This window comes from Sphingobacterium sp. NGMCC 1.201703, from assembly GCF_047784615.1.
Lineage (GTDB): Bacteria > Bacteroidota > Bacteroidia > Sphingobacteriales > Sphingobacteriaceae > Sphingobacterium.
In genome coordinates, this window is sequence record NZ_JBLOHD010000001.1 from 1 (window position 1) to 17,389 (window position 17,389).

Annotated in this window: 18 protein-coding genes; 7 read left to right on the forward strand and 11 right to left on the reverse strand. The window is 40.4% G+C overall.

The annotated features are described in order from the left end of the window. Both ACK8HY_RS00005 and ACK8HY_RS00010 read left to right on the forward strand, forming a co-directional pair. Positions 1-205, forward strand: a 205-nt coding sequence (locus ACK8HY_RS00005; RefSeq protein ID WP_416132288.1) for a hypothetical protein, incomplete at its 5' end; no start/stop codon positions are given. A 312-nt stretch (positions 206-517) separates the two neighbouring features. After that, a complete protein-coding gene (locus ACK8HY_RS00010; protein ID WP_416132289.1) occupies positions 518-4,384 on the forward strand; it encodes a TIM-barrel domain-containing protein in 3,867 nt (1,288 codons plus the stop codon). Between the two features lie 150 nt (positions 4,385-4,534). Here the strand turns inward: ACK8HY_RS00010 and ACK8HY_RS00015 are convergent, their stop codons facing one another. The 7 genes from ACK8HY_RS00015 to ACK8HY_RS00045 form a co-directional block, all read right to left on the reverse strand. Next, positions 4,535-5,413 carry a pirin family protein gene (locus tag ACK8HY_RS00015; protein WP_416132290.1) on the reverse strand — a complete coding sequence of 293 codons (879 nt, stop codon included), beginning with the start codon at positions 5,411-5,413 and terminating at the stop codon, positions 4,535-4,537. Positions 5,414-5,576: 163 nt separating this feature from the next. After that, entirely contained in the window at positions 5,577-5,894 is a 318-nt protein-coding gene (locus tag ACK8HY_RS00020; protein ID WP_077435963.1) for a hypothetical protein, read from the reverse strand. After that, positions 5,895-6,317, reverse strand: a complete 423-nt coding sequence (locus ACK8HY_RS00025) for an OsmC family protein (RefSeq protein WP_416132291.1) — start codon at positions 6,315-6,317, stop codon at positions 5,895-5,897. 258 nt (positions 6,318-6,575) lie between these two features. Next, entirely contained in the window at positions 6,576-7,142 is a 567-nt protein-coding gene (locus ACK8HY_RS00030) for an AAA family ATPase (RefSeq protein WP_077435967.1), read from the reverse strand. Between the two features lie 80 nt (positions 7,143-7,222). Further along, positions 7,223-8,311, reverse strand: coding sequence for a DUF6688 family protein (locus ACK8HY_RS00035; protein WP_416132292.1), 1,089 nt, complete (start codon positions 8,309-8,311; stop codon positions 7,223-7,225). Positions 8,312-8,342: 31 nt separating this feature from the next. After that, positions 8,343-8,801: an SRPBCC family protein gene (locus tag ACK8HY_RS00040; RefSeq protein ID WP_077435971.1), complete on the reverse strand. Its 459-nt coding sequence runs from the start codon at positions 8,799-8,801 to the stop codon at positions 8,343-8,345. A 20-nt stretch (positions 8,802-8,821) separates the two neighbouring features. Continuing rightward, positions 8,822-9,640, reverse strand: coding sequence for a hypothetical protein (locus tag ACK8HY_RS00045; RefSeq protein ID WP_416132293.1), 819 nt, complete (start codon positions 9,638-9,640; stop codon positions 8,822-8,824). Positions 9,641-9,840: 200 nt separating this feature from the next. Between ACK8HY_RS00045 and ACK8HY_RS00050 the strand changes: the two genes are divergently transcribed. Both ACK8HY_RS00050 and ACK8HY_RS00055 read left to right on the forward strand, forming a co-directional pair. Further along, positions 9,841-10,374, forward strand: coding sequence for a hypothetical protein (locus tag ACK8HY_RS00050; protein ID WP_416132294.1), 534 nt, complete (start codon positions 9,841-9,843; stop codon positions 10,372-10,374). A 1-nt stretch (position 10,375) separates the two neighbouring features. Continuing rightward, positions 10,376-10,933, forward strand: a complete 558-nt coding sequence (locus ACK8HY_RS00055) for an STM3941 family protein (RefSeq protein ID WP_416132295.1) — start codon at positions 10,376-10,378, stop codon at positions 10,931-10,933. Positions 10,934-10,987: 54 nt separating this feature from the next. Here ACK8HY_RS00055 and ACK8HY_RS00060 read toward each other — a convergent pair whose 3' ends face one another. From ACK8HY_RS00060 to ACK8HY_RS00070, 3 genes are read right to left on the reverse strand one after another with little or no spacing between them, the layout of a single operon-like run. Next, positions 10,988-12,217 carry an RNA polymerase sigma factor gene (locus tag ACK8HY_RS00060; RefSeq protein WP_416132296.1) on the reverse strand — a complete coding sequence of 410 codons (1,230 nt, stop codon included), beginning with the start codon at positions 12,215-12,217 and terminating at the stop codon, positions 10,988-10,990. A gap of 45 nt (positions 12,218-12,262) precedes the next feature. Continuing rightward, positions 12,263-12,601: a YciI family protein gene (locus tag ACK8HY_RS00065; protein WP_077435977.1), complete on the reverse strand. Its 339-nt coding sequence runs from the start codon at positions 12,599-12,601 to the stop codon at positions 12,263-12,265. 51 nt (positions 12,602-12,652) lie between these two features. Further along, the gene (locus ACK8HY_RS00070) at positions 12,653-13,126 is read right to left on the reverse strand and encodes a carboxymuconolactone decarboxylase family protein (RefSeq protein WP_343560990.1); all 474 of its coding nucleotides are present in this window, start codon (positions 13,124-13,126) and stop codon (positions 12,653-12,655) included. 325 nt (positions 13,127-13,451) lie between these two features. Between ACK8HY_RS00070 and ACK8HY_RS00075 the strand changes: the two genes are divergently transcribed. Next, on the forward strand, positions 13,452-15,209 hold the full coding sequence (locus ACK8HY_RS00075) for a DUF885 domain-containing protein (protein ID WP_416132297.1): 1,758 nt from the start codon (positions 13,452-13,454) through the stop codon (positions 15,207-15,209). Between the two features lie 143 nt (positions 15,210-15,352). On the opposite strand, the gene ACK8HY_RS00080 is transcribed toward ACK8HY_RS00075, so the two are convergent. Next, positions 15,353-16,321, reverse strand: coding sequence for a GlxA family transcriptional regulator (locus tag ACK8HY_RS00080; RefSeq protein ID WP_416132298.1), 969 nt, complete (start codon positions 16,319-16,321; stop codon positions 15,353-15,355). A gap of 137 nt (positions 16,322-16,458) precedes the next feature. Here ACK8HY_RS00080 and ACK8HY_RS00085 point away from each other — a divergent pair, with 137 nt between their 5' ends. Both ACK8HY_RS00085 and ACK8HY_RS00090 read left to right on the forward strand, forming a co-directional pair. Next, entirely contained in the window at positions 16,459-16,881 is a 423-nt protein-coding gene (locus ACK8HY_RS00085; protein WP_416132299.1) for an SRPBCC family protein, read from the forward strand. Positions 16,882-16,902: 21 nt separating this feature from the next. Further along, positions 16,903-17,322 (forward strand): DoxX family protein, encoded by a 420-nt coding sequence (locus ACK8HY_RS00090; protein WP_416132300.1) that lies wholly within the window; start codon positions 16,903-16,905, stop codon positions 17,320-17,322. The last annotated feature ends 67 nt before the right edge of the window (positions 17,323-17,389 follow it).

Here is a 17,389-nt window from a genome sequence, read left to right on the forward strand (position 1 = left end):
GCCTTTTTTTACACGGAAGCCCTTGCTGGAAACAGTCAAGGGCTTCTTTCGTTTGTATACTTTACTCTTCTCCTGCTTTTCTGGGGGCAGCCAACAGGGCTGGATGGGAAGTTCCGTACAGTCCCTTTATTCCTGCAACAGGATTTTATTGGACAATAGTTTAGCAGCAAGCGTAACAGCAGCCGTAAAACCTACAAAACCGTAGCAGTAATAGCTGTAGCAGCAATAGTTTAGCAGCAAGCGTAACAGCAAGGACATCAGCAGTCGCATCAGCAACAGCAGTCCCTCGGGAGTTTTCTCTTCTCCTCTTTTCTGCAGACGGCCAGCCGGGCTGGATGGGACGTCCCCCATAGTTACATTATTTCTGCAACATTATTATTAGACAATCGTTTGCATTTCGCAAGCTCTTTTTTACTTGGATTTACTATTGTATTATTGTTATGTTAATTTAACAGCGTTCGCTGCTATCACAAGGATAGAAACATAGCAAGGCGATTTAACATTATAAATTCTACACATGAAGATTTCTTTTTGGAGTACAAAAGCGCAAGTTAGTTTATTGGTGGGATTGGCTTCTCCATTTATTTTTGAAACGAATAGGGTCAGTGCGATGGCTCATCTGACAGCTGATTATAAGATCGAACAAACTGCAACTGTTAGCAAGATCATTGCCATACAGAAAATTAATCCAACGACGGTGGAGATTGTATATGAAAACAACCAAAGACTGACATTGGATTTTTACGGAAATCATATTTTCAGAATGTTTCAGGACATACAGGGCGGTATCATCCGTGATCCAGAGGCAAAACCCGAAGCGAAGATCCTTGTCGAACAACCACGTAAGGCGGTGAATGAGCTGGAAGTAAAAGACGATGGCAGTAAAGCTACGATCACAACAAAAGATATTGTATTCTCCATAGATAAACAGACTTCTCAATTTAGTATCCTAAACCGTATCACAAATAAAGTTGTTGTCGAGAGTTTAAAACCCATCGCTTTTGAATCTAAACAAGTGTCCTTGGAATTAAAAGAAAATAAGGATGAGTACTTTTTCGGTGGTGGTGTACAAAATGGTCGGTTCTCTCATAAGGGGAAAATCATTGCGATTGAAAATCAAAATAGCTGGACCGACGGGGGAGTTGCATCGCCTACACCTTATTTTTGGTCGACGAATGGCTATGGCTTTTTGTGGCATACATTCAAGAAAGGGAGTTACGCCTTTGGGGCAAAGACAAAAGGTACCGTGAAGTTATCGCACGATACCGATTATCTGGATGTCTTTTTTATGATCAATGATGGTACGGTACCTTTGTTGAATGACTTTTACCAGTTGACCGGTAATCCTATTCTTCTGCCAAAATTCGGCTTGTACGAGGGGCACCTAAATGCATACAATAGGGATTTTTGGAAAGAAGATGAAAAGGGGATTTTGTTTGAAGACGGAAAACGCTACAAAGAAAGTCAAAAGGAAAATGGCGGCACCAAAGAATCACTTAATGGTGAAAAAGAGAATTATCAATTTTCCGCCCGTGCTGTTATAGACCGTTATAAAAAACATGATATGCCGTTGGGCTGGATACTACCAAACGATGGTTACGGCGCTGGGTATGGTCAGACCGAAACTTTGGATGGTAATATCAATAACCTTAAGGAATTTGGTGATTATGCCCGTAAAAATGGTGTCGAAATTGGCCTATGGACGCAGTCTGACCTACATCCCAAAGACAGCATCAGTGCATTATTGCAAAGGGATATTGTGAAGGAAGTACGTGACGCTGGTGTCAGGGTACTAAAGACGGATGTTGCCTGGGTAGGTCCGGGATATTCCTTTGGCTTAAACGGTGTTGCTGATGTGGGACACATCATGCCTTATTATGGCAATAATGCGCGACCGTTTATTATTTCATTGGACGGCTGGGCAGGAACGCAACGCTATGCTGGTATTTGGTCGGGCGATCAGACGGGTGGGGTTTGGGAATATATTCGGTTCCATATTCCGACATATATCGGTTCAGGTCTTTCCGGACAGCCAAATATTACCTCGGATATGGATGGAATCTTTGGTGGTAAAAACTTCAAGGTTAATATCAGGGACTTTCAATGGAAGACCTGGACACCGATGGAACTCAATATGGATGGTTGGGGATCCAATGAAAAGTATCCGCATGCTTTGGGCGAACCCGCTACTTCTATCAACCGTCTTTACCTGAAGCTGAAATCTCAATTAGTTCCTTATAGCTATAGTATCGCTAAACAGGCAGTCGATGGTCTGCCCATAATTCGTGCGATGTTTTTGGAGCAGGCAAATCAGTTTACTCTTGGGAAGGCAACACAATACCAATATTTGTACGGCCCGAACTTTTTGGTGGCACCCATCTATCAGGAAACACGTGCAGATGAAAGGGGTAATGACATCCGTAACGGTATCTATTTGCCTGATGGAGAGTGGATAGATTACTTTACTGGCGAAAAATATAAAGGTGGCCGTATCCTCAATAATTTTGATGTGCCAATTTGGAAGCTACCGGTTTTTGTAAAGAATGGAGCCATTATTCCAGTAACTAACCCGAATAATAATGTGCAGGAAATCAAAAAAGATCAACGCATTTACGAAGTATATCCATTCGGGAACTCAGAATTCACGGAATATGATGATGACGGAAAAACAGAAGCATATCGTTATGGCAAAGGCGTCAATACAAAGATTTCTTCCATACAGAAGGGCGATAAAGTGCTGTTCACAATAGCGCCGTCAACAGGTGAATTTGAAGGCTTCGAAAAAGAGAAAACAACGGAGGTCCGTTTCAATGTGACTGCTGCTCCAAAGAAGGTGACTGTTAAAGTGAACAAAAAAGGAATTAAACTTCAGGCGGCACATTCAATAGCAGAATTTAAGAATTTGGAAAATGCCTACTTCTACGATGCCCAGTCCAATTTGAATCAGTTTGCAACAAAGGGGTCAGCATTTGAAAAGGTTAGCCTGATCAAAAATCCGATGGTATTGATACGTATCGGGAAGCAGGATGTATCTTCATCAGCAGTTGAAATTCAAGTTGATGGGTTCAAGTTTGCGCCAAATGATTCGTATTTGGTACAGACGGGTTCCCTGACAGCTCCTACCGCCCAGATAACGGATAGTAATACGCAGGCTTATACATTAACACCGACATGGGAGAAAGTTGCCAATGCGGACTATTATGAGATTGCTTTCAATGATCTGACCTACTCAACCATTAAAGACAATCAATTACTCTTCGAAGGTCTGGAAGCCGAGACTGATTATAGTTTTAAGATTAGATCTGTGAATAAAGCTGGTGCTTCTAATTGGAGTACATTTAGTGCAAAAACAAAAGCCAATCCGTTGGAGTTTGCGATTGAAGGTATTAAAGCAGAAACCTCTGTAGACAATCAGGGAGGCAATGGTATCAATAAACTGTTCAACTATGACGAGGGGGATATGTGGCATACCAAGTGGGGACAAACTGCCGTTCCATTTGATGTCACGTTGGATCTAAAATCGGTCAATCAACTGGATAAGTTTGAGTATCTTCCGCGGACAGATGGCGGAAATGGCATCATTTTGAAGGGTAAAGTATTTTATAGCAACGATAAAGAGACTTGGTCTGGGGCTGGAAGCTTTGACTGGAAACGTGATGGTGAAAAGAAAGGCTTTAGTTTTGGTCAGCATCCTGTCGCACGTTTTGTTAAGATCTCAGTTTCGGAAGCTGTTGGCGGATTCGGCTCCGGTCGTGAGCTCTATGTCTTCAAAGTACCGGGATCAGCGAGCTATTTGCCAGGAGATATCAATAATGACCGCTTGATCGATCAGAATGATTTGACTTCTTATATTAACTATACCGGTTTAAGAATGGGGGATGGTGATTTCGAAGGCTATGTAAGTAATGGTGATGTCAACAAAAATAATCTGATCGATGCCTATGATATTTCAAATGTTGCCGTGTCGATTGAAGGGGGAGCCAAACCAAACAAAGAAGAAAAAGTCGCTGGTAAGCTTAAATTGACAGCATCCAAAGCGGCCTTGAAATCTGGTGATATTGTTGAAATTGCCGTAAGTGGCGAAAATCTTAAAGCAGTCAATGCACTAAGTTTTGCCTTACCGTATAATCAGGGCGACTTTGAATTTGTGGGAATCGAACCGCTTCATTTGAAGGAAATGAACAACTATACCAATGACCGTCTTCATACAAACGGTAGCAAAGCACTATACCCTACTTTTGTGAATCTGGGCAACAAGGAGACGCTGAATGGTTCTGAAATATTATTTAAAATCAAATTGAAGGCCAAACGTAACGTTAACTTCAATTTAAAAGCCATAGACGGTATTCTAGTTGATAAAAAACTCAATTCAATCAGTTTTTAGTAATTTTATAATAATAGTCGAAAGAGAAAGGGGAATGTTAAAGTTCCCCTTTTTTATACAGTTTTGATTCGAATAGGAATACAGCGGTCGTGCTATAAAGCGATCTTACGCTTAGAACATAAACAGCAATCTTGTCGCTATCATACTTTCTTAGTTTAGTATCATGTTGAGATCCATCAGAAGAATTTCGGTATCTGCCGAAGTCGCTGTGATCTTAATTTCCGAAATATCCCAGATTCCAAAGCCATCTCTTGTCTCCAATTCTTGCCCTTCTACATTGGCAGTTCCGCTGATGACGAAAATATAGACACCATTTCCAGCTTGTTTGACTTTATAGTTTTCTGTGATACCAGCGTCGAAATGCCCCAGGTGAAACCAGGCATCTTGATGTATCCATACACCCTCGTCAGCGGGATCGGGTGAAAGGATTTGTTGAAACTTATTGTGCCTTTGTGATCTATCCAGTGTAATCTGATCGTACCGAGGTGCCACATTGCGTTGATTCGGATAGACCCAGATCTGTAAAAACTTCACTTCCCGATCGTTATTTTTATTGTATTCACTATGCATGATCCCGGTTCCTGCGCTCATTACCTGAATATCTCCTTTTCGGATAATGGCCTTATTGCCCATACTGTCTTCATGTTCGAGATCTCCTTCTAAAGGTATGCTGATGATTTCCATATTATCGTGCGGATGTAACCCAAACCCTCTCCCTGCGGCAACGATATCATCATTAAGTACACGGAGTACACCAAAGTGCATCCGTTCGGGATTATGGTAATTTGCAAAGCTAAAAGTATGATTACTCTGCAACCAACCATGGTTTGCATGACCTCGGCTTGTTGACTTATGGAGTACACTATGATTTTCCAATTGAGCCAAATCATAATGGACGGCATCGGCATCCAGTGCTTCCAAAGGTTCTATTTCGTCTATGTCATTCTTCATAATACCTGCTGAAACAGCATTTGCTGTGAATATTCCGGAACCCAAAAGTCCTTTTTTTATAAAATTCTGTTTATTCATGATCTTTGTATTTATATATCCAAAATTAATCTGCCGAAAATTAATTTGCATTGAACTAGTTTAATAAAAGCTTTGTAATCAAAATTGTAGCTTTCAGAAAATTGACATAAAAGCTCGAGTGTGGAGATTGTTTACGTTCGAAAAATTCGCTAAAGCACATTCCTTAATTTCCGGGAATCAAATCGGGGAATAAGCTGTAAATTTCATTTTTTAGCAGACCGCTTCCTCCACCGTAATGTTTTATTAAACCTATAGTGTGGTTTAAACGCAATAAATGGTCTGTGATTTCAGTCTCTTCCTGCGTCGATAGACCGGAACTCAGCAATAGGATGTCGCCAGGATTAGCAGACAAATAGGTCTTGCAAGTGGAAAGATCCTGCTGAATGATGGCCTGCCAGCCCTGGGTACTTTCTATGATTCGCTTTAACGTATGGAGAATTTCCTCGTTTTTTCCGAATACAATAATGACTAAGTTTTTCATTTACAGGTTGGTTTTCATAATTGTATTGACGATAGCATTCCCTTTCAATATTTTAGAAATCGGACATTCATCTGCAATTTGCTGGAGTCGTACCACAAGGTCTTCTGCAACAGCTTGTCCGAATGAAATTTCTCGATCAAGATAGGTGACCACTTGTTCTTTCTCAATACGTAAATACATATTGGCTGTGACCTGAATCTCATCGATATGAAGTTCCTTTTTGTCAATATACATCCGTAGGGTGGCCAATGTACAGGAAACAAGAGAAGATACCAGTAGGGTATAGGGGTCAGGACCTAAATCTTCTCCACCTAATTTTTGCGGTTCATCAGTAATAAATTCACCATTACGCCATAAGATGGTTGTTTTATATTTTTGCTGACCAATATGGCCACTGACAGGATGTTCTAAAATATATTTCATACGCTTTGTTCCTTTAATTCTGATACAACAAAATTAAAGTCCATTTGATTCAATTCCATTGATGTAGTTCAAGAAATATGAAAGACTTAGAACTTCCCGGTGGGGATCACTTGTAGGTTTTTCAATTTTACAGGAACTGCAGGTGCTGCTCGATGCCGTGTAACTGATTCTGGATAACAGGATTACGCTAGAGCGGCTCTTTACGGTAAAATTATGGGGTCAATTCGCACAGCATATGAGCGGATGGTTGACAAAGCCTTAATGGCTGGCTAATCCGAGCGCCTCAAGTATAAATTGATAACGTCCTTCGACTGTTGTTTTTGGCACTTCGATGACTTCATAGCCAAGCCGCTGGTAGACATCTTTCATCCAATGGAATGTGGCCTCGGCTTCCTCCCAGGTCTGTTTGCGTTCATGATCGGTTTCATAAATATCCTGCCATGGGGGTAGGATAAATACCTTTTTGTGATAACGGTTTGCTTTGGCTTTTTCAAGCAGGGACTCTCCGATAGTTAAATTTTCCATTTCGATGTAGGCGAGTGTATCTGGAATGCCACGGTCAAAAAATACATAGCCCGGATGTGTGGAGTTCTCTTTTACTTCATCAAGGAAACTGGCATTGGATGCAACCAACATCAATGTGGCATAATATTGCTTATCCTTCCAGGGCAAACCATTGCCATTGTTTACCAATTGTTCCTGAATAATTCTCCGTGCATCTTCCGGCACAGTTCGATAGCCCTGTTGCTGTAGTTTTTTTAGTAATGTGGTTTTACCTACACCGGGGCCGCCGGTGAGGATAATAAAATAAGTTGTCTGATCCATATGAAAAAAAATGCAATGCTTCTCCAATATACTTCAAGCGTATCTATTTGAAGGAGAAGATCGTGTAAAGATTAAAATAGTTATGTGTATTGCCTGGCGATTTTCTTTTCTGGTTCCACATAAAATAAATACAGGAAGAAAAGAAAAATATACTCCAGCGGTTTCATTATCCTGTAGGTCAGATTCGATGCGCTGACTGTGTTAATTTTGACGGAGATATTATATCCGTACCTGTCATAAAAGGATCGTATATAGCGATGAATGATCGGAGATAGATCACTTAAGGTTTCCTCAAAAGCGTTGGCTATCAGTAGTTGACGGTTAACAATGATCGTATTTCCATGCCGTTTACCTAACCGTAGTGGTTTCACGACTGCCGGGTCTCCTTTGGCTGCTACCGTACAAAGATAATGTCCCTTGTGGTCTAAAATAGGTGGGTGCATTTTTTGGGAGAAAGCCCAAGTGCTGGTCTCTGTAAATACTTTGGCCATTGAATCGCTATCCTGACCAAACAGAATAAGAACCGCGGTCATCACCAGAAAAAAAGGAACAAGCAAGATGAGTGCCCATACCGGGTAATCAAATTTGGAGGAAAGCAGTTTATTGATCCTATTCAGTGTCGGATTACGATAAGTTCTGAGGAATGATGTTTCCCGCTCCTCCTGGATGACCTTCCAGATAAAACCTACGCCAAAACAAAAGCAGAAAATAGGGGTGAAAATAAAGTAAAATGTTCCTTCATTACCAACGTAGATACTAAGGGTCGATGTATCGTGATAGCTTACCTGTGTCAGCACAAAGAGGCTGATTAAAGACCCCAGCATCAAAATAATGAGGGCGAGGACAAGGGGGATAGGTGGTATTTTTCGGCCTTTTATCCAAATAGCCATTACAGCACAGTTGAAAGCAATAAAATAAAGAAACAATGAAAGGGCATGTTTCCCACCAAAAGGTAAGTAACAGGCGCCGTCAACAGGATCGACAGCCTCATGATACTGACTGGAATGAGTCAACAGACCAACTCCGGAGATGGCTAAGGATAGGATGTAGCCAATAATAACAGCATATTCAATAGATGAAATCTTTTTATTCTGTCTTTTAATTGCAGAACGTAACAGATATATTAATCCAGCAAATAAAGTGACGATTACAATAAGTACGATGTCCATGGCTTCAAATAAAATTATTAAGCGAATGTAATCAAATCATTGTTTCTAATTCATGTTCAAGGCGATCAAAGTTTTCTTCATTTTTATCCATGACAACGCTTTTGATTTTGTTGCATTCCTCAGCTGTACTAAATATCATCCGAAAACCGAATTTTGTTTTGCCGGGAGCAATATCCGTCAGCGATAGCTCCATTCGGAAAAGTGGTTTGGACAGTCTGTCCCAGGTAATTAATTTGGGGTAAATTATTTCGGAAAAAATGCATTCATTTTGATAATTACCTTTATCTGGACCATGCATGATAAACTTCCATCGTCCTCCGGGTCTAAAGTCAAATTCTTCGAATGTATTGGTAAACCCAGCAGGCCCCCACCAATTTTTTAAATGTGAAGGATTGGCGCAAGCCTCAAAGACTTGTGCTATTGTGGCATTTAGGATTCTCGAACTGACGATTTCGTTGTCCGTTGAACGTATGAAAGAGGATTTGGCCATTTGTCTCAATTGTGCATATATTAACCAAATAGTCGCTTCCAGAAACCTTTCTTTTGGGCAGGGGCATTGGTTTTCTCTGTTCCGGCTGTTGTATTTGTTGGCTCTACATGCACGGTCTCCACTTTGACATTGTGCAGGATCTCATTTTCAGGGAGACCATTGCTTTGTTCGATGTCTTTGATCTGTTCGAATGCCACAGCTTGATAGAGCAGTGGACCTTCTTTATCACAGTTAAATAGGTTGGAGTAACTTTTGGATTCATTCAAATCAAGGGGCTGTGGCTCTACAACTTCTGTGGCCTCCAAGAGACCCAATCCGCGCTCTTTGGCAAAATTCAAAGCCTTTAGGAAAATGCTAATGCGCCCATCTGAAAATAGTTGATCCAATTCCGATTTAATCTCCAGATTATGGTGATAATCGTCTAATAAACGTACGACCTGATCCGCAGAAATATATACACCCGAGCAATAATTTTCAATAAGCCTATTTTCAACTTTTTTCGTCAGTAACTCCTTGGGGATAAATTCCTCCCATTTTTTATAGTAGGAATCTAACAGCGTATTTTCTGAAAAGGATAATCCACCGCCGCGGACATAGAAATAGGTTTCAAAAAATCCTTGAACAACGGCGATGAAGAAACCATGTGTCTTGTCGAAATAGTCATTTTGATCTGTTTCCCGACCTGCATTTATAGTATCCTGGTATTTTGTTTTATAGAAATCATCAATTTGGTGCTCGGAAGCCAAGGACTCGATTTTTTCCGGATTTGTAATCACCTCAAAATACCAGGTATTAATCTGCTCTTCAGAAATTGGATGGTAACTAATGTCAAAGCCCATAATCAGCGGTTTTTTATCTGTTGTTTTTTATTTACTAAAATATTAAAAATTAACGTGTTGGACAAGTATTATACAAAAGATCATTTTTTGCCGAATTCAATATAACGATTTGCTGACTATTTCGGATCGAAAGAGGTAGGATATCTGCTGGTTTGTGGTTTTAAGTAATATTAGGTACTTTGGAGCAAAATAAAATTTATATGAAGCACTTACTATTTATTATTTTCATGTCGGCAAGTTTATTTTTCACGGCTTGCCAATCTCCAAGTCCGGAAAATTTTTTCGGGAAAGTTGTTTTAAATACAAACCTTATCGCTGATTTCGCTCCTGAGCGTTTTGGTAAACGTTTAGAACAGGAAACTGTCGAATTTGCCGATATTCCCTCCAGTAAGAAAGCGGGTGATGAAGCCCAAAAATCCGTAGAGATAAAAATTCAAACTGTTGAAAAAGCATTGAAAGATATCAATGAGCTCCATGTTTCGGATGAGGATGCAAAGGCATTAAAGGAAAAGTCTATCAGCTTATTTGAGAAGGTACTTCCGGTTTATAAAAACGAGTATACCGCCTATGCCAAACTTTGCGATACAAAGGGATCCGCTGAAGAGAAACAGAAATTGCTTGAAAAGATTCAAAAAGATCATATGCCCGAGATCGACAAAGTATTTGATGAAGTATATGCTTTAGGAAAGGCCTATGCAGAAAAACACAATCTTAATGTGAACTGGGGTAACTAAGATGGATCGGGAAACTAACTTATACAGAAATAGAAGCAAAACCGTTAAGCTTCTCGCGATGTCAGGCGGGATTTGCTTCATCCTTTTGTTGATCTTTTTGTACTGTATTGGACTCTTTGATGGTGAGTTAAAAGTCAAACCTGCTGTATTTTCGAGTGCTGTATTGCTGGTGATGCTGATGCTGTTGTTGAGCAGTTTATTAAGCCTTCGGGACAAGTCAGCTCAGATTGTATTGAATAAAAACCATTTCTCGGGGAAAACAACCCCATTGGCAAAGGCTTTTGGGATAGGGAATTGGGAAGATGTCACAGCCATTAACCTGCAAAAAGTAGGTGGTGATACCTTGGTGACTGTCACTTTGCGCAATGCTTCCAATTATAAAGACCGACTTCCATCAATGTTATGGAAAATGGCTTATTATGAAGCTACACAAGAATTAAATATCATGTATTCTGCTTCGGTGATAGCCATCGAATCGACCGAACTTTACGAATTATTTATGAGTTATTGGCAGCATTCGAAAAACAGAGTCGGGGATACAGTAAAGGACAGTAATTAGCAGCGTACATGAATAAGCGCTCATACGTTAACACTGTATAACGGATCGCGAACTTTATAGCATATCGATCTTGCGTTGAATAGTCTCCTGCTCCAGGGAGGTTTTTGCCAATGCTTGCGCACGCTGAAAGTTCGCGATTGCTTTCTGTCTATCTATATCCTTGTAGAGCTCTCCTAAGAGTGCAAAATAAAAGTGATTGTCTGATAAATTTAGTTTTTTTGCTTCAATTAATGCCATTTTTGCTCCTTTTGCCTTATATAAAGCAAATGTTCTATTGAGTACTGCGCCAGGTGAATAATTGACCATTAGTAAACGGTCGTAAAGCTCAAGGATTTCGCCCCACTTTTCTGCAGTATCTGCTTTTGTGCAATGCCATTGTGCGATTTTTGCTTCAATATGATAAGATGTCAGTTGATCACCATTGGTGGATTGATTCAGAAAATAAATTCCCTGATTGATTAACTCTTGATTCCAAAGTTTCTCGTTCTGTTGCTCATATAGGATAAATTCACCATCGGTACTGTGCCGGGCTTCGAAACGTGAAGCATGAAAACAGATTAAGGCGATGAGTGCATTTGTTTTTGGAACATTGGTCTTCTCATAAGTAGCTAACATTAACGCGAGACGTAAAGCTTCTATGCACAGTTCTTTTCTTAGAATCTGGTTCTGTGTTTTGGAATAATATCCTTCATTGAATAAGAGGTAGATAATATGTAGTACGTTGTCCAGTCTTTGGACGATTTCCTTTTCGGAGGGCAACTCAAGTTGGATCTTCTCTGTGCGGAGCTTTTCTTTTGCCCGGAACAAGCGCTTGTTGATGGTTTCCTTATTGGAGAGAAAGGCTTCGGCAATTTCTTCAATACCAAAACCGCATAGAATCCGCAAAGCGAGTCCGATCTGGGCCTCACTGGCAATTGCAGGTGTACAGATGGCGAATAGCATCTTTAACTGGCTATCCTTGATATTCTCCTGCGTAAAGCTAAATTCATCAGTATCTTCCACAAGGACTTGTTTTTGATGTATTTCTGGCATTACCTTGCTTTCGAAAATCTTATTCCGTCTAAAGTGACTTAAGGTTTTCTGCTTGGCTACCGTGTAAAGCCATGCCGTTGGATTTGGAGGCAAGCCTTTTGTCTGCCACGATTCCGTAGCCAGCAAAAATGTCTCACTGACGATATCTTCTGCAATTTCAATATACTGTAGACCGAAACCTTTTGAAATTACTGCGACAATCTTACTGAATTCCTGTTGAAAGAGCTGTTTAAGAAAATTAGATTCCATCATATAGAATAGGGCAATTGCATATTTTACAATTGCCCCTAAAGCTTTTTAAACTAATAGTGCCCTGATCTCAACACTACCATTGGATTCCAAAATAGGACAACCATGGGCCAAAGTTGTCGCTTCCTCAAGATTCTCTGCTGAGATGACAATAAACCCGCCAAGACTTTCTCGGATCTCCACAAATGGGCCATCGGTGATGACTCCGCCGGGTTTTAACACTTTTCCACTTTTTTCAAGTCGTGACCCATGGTCGGAAAGTTTTCCCTGCGCTTCAATACCAGCGATCCAATCATGCCATTTTTTATTTATCTTGGCAATTTCTTCATCATTCAAAAGAGGCTGCTCATTGCCTGCCTGCCGAAATAATAAGATGAAATCCTTCATGCTTAGCGTTTAATTTGTTAAATAAATTGATGTATCTCGTTTTAGTTTATGCTATGCTGTCTGCACTTTATGCTGACCGACTTTGTACCCTCCGGCTTCAGTACGGAAAGAAATGTTAAAACGGTTGTATGCATTGATCGTGGTTATAGCAAGCGTCAGGTCAATCAGCTCTTCCTCAGAAAATTCCTGATTCGCTATGGCGTACACTTCGTCCGGTACATCCCCATTGGTTATCTTCGTTACTGCTTCTGCCCAGGCCAAGGCCGCGCGTTCACGTGCACTGTATAGTGGTGCTTCACGCCAAGCGTCCAATAAAAACAGGCGTTGTGGATTTTCACCGGTTGCTAGTAGATCTTTAGAATGCATATCCAGACAATAGGCACAGCCGTTGATCTGTGACACTCTAAAATAAATGAGATGTAAAAGCTCTTGTTCAATCGTACATTTACCTAAATAAGCACCCAATCCAAACATTGCTTTCATAGCATTTTGGCCTTTTGCGAAAAAATTGATTCGTTGTTTCATTTTATTATTGTTTTAAGTGTAACTGTTTTACACTACAATAATGATTGAAGTTAAAGAAATTGGACATAAGGCCTGTAATATTTTTTTATTTCTTTTTAAGTTTTTGATTTTTAGCGCTTTAATTTGATTTTCGAATATGAAATTCAAATCATTTTTTATAATTATTTCCGTCATTTTGAGAACAACGATTGACCTTTGCAGAAAGGATGAATGAGCTATGTGTATTAGCTTTAGATCGGAATAATGCAGCGGTTGAATTGTAACATCCTTGGCGTAATGTGATTAAAAGTTGACAACAATTGTTAATTTTAATCAAATTACTCCAATGAAATTAATAACATATACGTTTACAATACTGGGATTTGGCATCCTGGCATCCTGCGGGTCGGGATCCAATACAAAAAAGGCTCTTGCGGATACTGCCTCCAATGCAAGCTTTAAAGCTTACGAAGATCGGTTCATCGAACAGCTTTGGAAAGAAAATCCTGAATGGGCCACACAGGTAGGTTTTCATCGATACGACTCATTGCTAACGATCCCTGACGCCAAAAGCAGGTCTTTACGTTTGGAATTTTCGAAACAGCATCTCAATCAGTTAAAAAGCTTTGACCTGGACGATCTGAACCTCTCACAGCAGACAGATTATCACCTAATCCAGAATTACCTGGAATCCAATGTATGGTCGATCGAAAAGGAAAAAGCTTACGAATGGAATCCCTCTGCCTATAATGTGAGCGGTACCATTGCCTTTATGCTGGCCGAGAACTACGCCCCACTGCACGACCGTCTTCACGCTATTGAACAGCGTATGGCGAAAATCCCTGCCTATTACGAAGCCGCTAAAGCACAAATTAAAAATCCAGCAATCGTATTGACGGATCTGGCGATACAACAGAATTTAGGTGGGTTATCGGTATTTGAAACGGATCTACGTGATTCTTTAAAAAAATCTAATCTTCCGGCAGCTGAAAAAGCAGCTATTCAAGTTAAAGCCGATCAGGCCATAAAAGCAATAAATGGATTTGTAGCATTTTTAAAAACTAATCCGAACCCATCACCGCGGAGCTTTAGACTGGGGCAGGAACTATACGATCAAAAGTTTAAGTATGACATCCAGTCAGGATCTACTGCGGCGGAGATCTACGATGCCGCCATAGCACGTAAGCGCTATCTGCATGCGGAAATGTATAAAATCAGTAAGGAGCTATGGCCAAAATATTTTGGAAAGACTGCGCAGCCCGCAGATAGTTTGGTGCTGATCCGTAAGATGATCGATACTTTATCTGTTAACCACGTCAAAGCGGAAGATTTTCAGTCTGCTATTGAGGCACAGATCCCAAAACTGGTTGAATTTGTGAAAAAGAAAGATCTCTTATACATTGATGACAGTAAACCACTCGTTGTACGGAAAGAACCTGCATACATGGCCGGGGTGGCCGGTGCTTCTATCAGCGCGCCCGGTCCCTATGATAAAGGCGGAAATACCTATTACAACGTTGGTAGTCTCGCAGGATGGACAAAAGAGGCTTCAGAAAGCTATCTACGGGAGTATAATCACTATATTTTGCAGATTCTGAATATTCACGAAGCTATCCCAGGCCATTATACGCAATTGGTATATGCCAATCAGTCCCCGAGCTTAATCAAGAGCATTTTAGGAAATGGGGCCATGATCGAAGGATGGGCTGTATATACGGAGCAGATGATGCTTGAAAATGGCTATGGTGACAATGCACCTGAAATGTGGTTGATGTGGTACAAATGGCATTTACGTACCGTATGTAATGCGATCCTGGATTATAGCGTACACGTAAAGAATATGAGTGAAAAGGATGCTATGCATCTCTTGGTTGACGAAGCATTTCAACAACAGGCAGAAGCCGCTGGGAAATGGAAAAGGGTATCCGTAAGCAGCGTGCAGCTGACTTCTTATTTTACAGGATATAAAGAAATCTATGATTTAAGAGAAGCTGTGAAAAAAGAGGAAGGTGCCAAATTTAAGCTCAAAAACTTCAATGAGAAATTTTTAAGTTGTGGCAATTCGCCCGTAAAATATATCCGGGAAATGATGCTGAAAAAATAGGTATAAGAAACCGTATTGGAAAGCCACCTGACATGCACTGCCCCAAAAAAGTTATACACTATTTGGGGCAGTACACACACCGGGTGGCTTTTTATTTTTGTAACAAGCTTGATTGAGACGTTATAGCGGTTAAGTTTTCTCTTTTAAGCGACTTTAGCAAACCTGTTCCGATACTCTATTGGGGTCAGGCCTGTTATTTTTTTGAAGATATCCCGAAATGCTTTGGTGTCCGTGTAGCCTACATCATACATTACCTGGGAGACATTTTTCCTTGATGCCTCAAAAAATTTCTTTGCGGCCTCAATGCGTACACGCTGGATATATTCCACGGGCGTATTATTTGTTGCTTCTTTGAATCTGCGTTCGAAAGTTCGACGGCCAATATTAACAAAATTGGCTAAATCTTCTACCGTAATTTTTTCCTCGTATTTCAGCTCAATGTAGTCTTGTGCTTTTTGGATATCAACGTCATCGTGATTTCGCTGTCCCCGGAATATTGCAAACTGAGACTGACTGTCCCTACTGATATCCAGTGCAAAATATTTAGCGATCATAACAGCTGTTTCGCGATCAGAAAATTTTTCGACGAGGTACAGAATTAAATTCCATAGGCTGCTGGCCCCACCGCTACTGTAGATATTATCGTTTTCGGTGATAACGGCGCCATCTTCGACTTCTATCTCGGGGTATTTTTCCTGAAATTCGCTGATATAGGCCCAGTGAGTAGAGCATTTCTTACCATTTAACAACCCAGTTTCAGCCAATAGAAAAGCACCGACGCATAAGCTAGCCAAACGGGTACCCCTTAAGTGAAGTTTTCTAAAATAAGGTATTGCTTCGGCGTTGTCCCTTATTCCGGTGTCAATATCACCAAAAGTCGGCGGTATAATCAGTAGATCGGTACGATCGACATCTTGCAGTAAGCGATTTGTTTTTATCGTATACTCACCGCTATTGGCCGGTACATATTCACTAAGACCGACATACTCAACCTCGAATATCGGTTTCTTTCCAAATGTTGATAGAAATTCATTGGCTGTGTGGAAGGTCCTAAATGCCGGTGTGATACCTTCAATTGTACCATATTGGGGAACAAAAACAGAGATCTGCATATCTTTTGGGTTTATGTGATAAAGGTACAAATTGTTTTTGTCGTAATCCACCCCTAAAGTTGTCGGTTTTACAATGTGCCGACCTTTAAAATCCTTTGCATCTTTGCTATATCATTATAAACAAATAAAAATAAATCATGAAAACACAAACAAAAATCAAGGTAGAAGCAACTGTAAAAGCTCCAGTGGCAAAAGTATGGCAGCAATGGAATACACCAGCAGATATTATGCAGTGGAATGCTGCGGATCCAAGCTGGCATTGTCCAAGCAGCGAAAATGATCTGCGTGTAAATGGCACATTCAAGAATCGCATGGAAGCCAAGGATGGAAGTTTTGGGTTCGATTTTGAGGGAACGTACGATAAGGTCGAGTTATATCAGGAAATTGCCTATACCATGGTCGACGGTCGGACAGTGAGTACACTATTTTCTGAGACGGATGGAGAAACAGTCATGATCACCACATTTGATGCGGAGCAGATGAATGATCCTGAATTTCAGAAGCAAGGTTGGCAATCCATTCTGAACAACTTTGTAAAACATGTTGAATCAACAAATTAATCAGCATAAAATATCAACACCATGAAAAAGAATCGAATTATTTTCTGGATCGCAACAGTATTTATTGTTATCTGGGAAGGCATTATGCCATTAGGTACACTACTATTTGCACCGCAATATATCAATGCGGGGACAAAACCTTTGGGCTACCCGGATTATTTTGCCTATGCACTTATTATCTGTAAAGTTCTTGGCGTCATTGCCATTGCCATTCCACAGGTTCCGGCTAAATTAAAAGAATGGGCTTATGCAGGATTAACATTCAGTTTGTTATTTGCCTTTATCAGTCATGCTTGTGTGGACAAAAATATAACCTACATGTTATTGCCACTTATCGTACTGGCTATTCTGATGTTATCTTATGTCTATCGTTCAAAGCTAGCTGGTGTAAATCCTGCCTCGCATCAAAATGAGTATACTGGCGCATCGGCGCTATCTTAATATTAGTGGTATGACAGTGTTCCCGTCCGAAAGGATAGGTTTATTGAAAATTTATTAGACAGAACAA